At 45.8% G+C, this 463-nt stretch carries 1 protein-coding gene; it reads right to left on the bottom strand.

All coding sequences use genetic code 11. From position 1 onward, the window contains the following. Positions 1–218: plasmid mobilization protein (locus N2K84_RS20230; protein WP_345894145.1), on the bottom strand; the 218-nt coding region annotated here is incomplete at its 3' end. Positions 219–463 lie beyond the last annotated feature (245 nt).

Below are 463 nucleotides of genomic sequence, written 5' to 3'. Positions count from 1 at the left end.
AGGCTGCGGATACTGGCATTCAGCCCGGGGGTCAGGCGCTCTTTGATTTCGCTGTGGCAGATGGCCTCACGGACAAACTCGCTCAGGTTCATCCCTGCGCTGCGGGCTTTTCCTTTCAGCATGTAGTATTCTCCGGTATTCAGTTTCACATTCACCCGGTAGCTTCGTTTCTCGGATTTTTGCTTTTTCGGGCGTCCTGTTTTTGTTGCTTTGTTCATGGTTTCCTGTCCTCCTTTTTCAGACCAGCGGGATGGATGTTGGGTTTCGGTATGACCGAAGCATAAACTTGCTAAGGCCCATCTCTTGTCTGTTGTTCTTCCATTAAGGCTACCATGCAGGGAGCAAAAACAAAACAACAAAAACGGTTTAAAATGAGTCAATTGGAATGTCATTCATATTCCTCAAAGAGAAAGAAAAAACAGTCAAAAAAAGAAAAAGAAAGTCATTTGAAAAGCTGGGCGGC

The sequence above is a fragment of the Gaoshiqia sediminis genome, from assembly GCF_025907915.1.
Classification (GTDB): domain Bacteria; phylum Bacteroidota; class Bacteroidia; order Bacteroidales; family Prolixibacteraceae; genus Gaoshiqia; species Gaoshiqia sediminis.
Note: the sequence above shows the minus strand (reverse complement) of the source record. Positions and strands in the feature narration are given on the sequence as shown.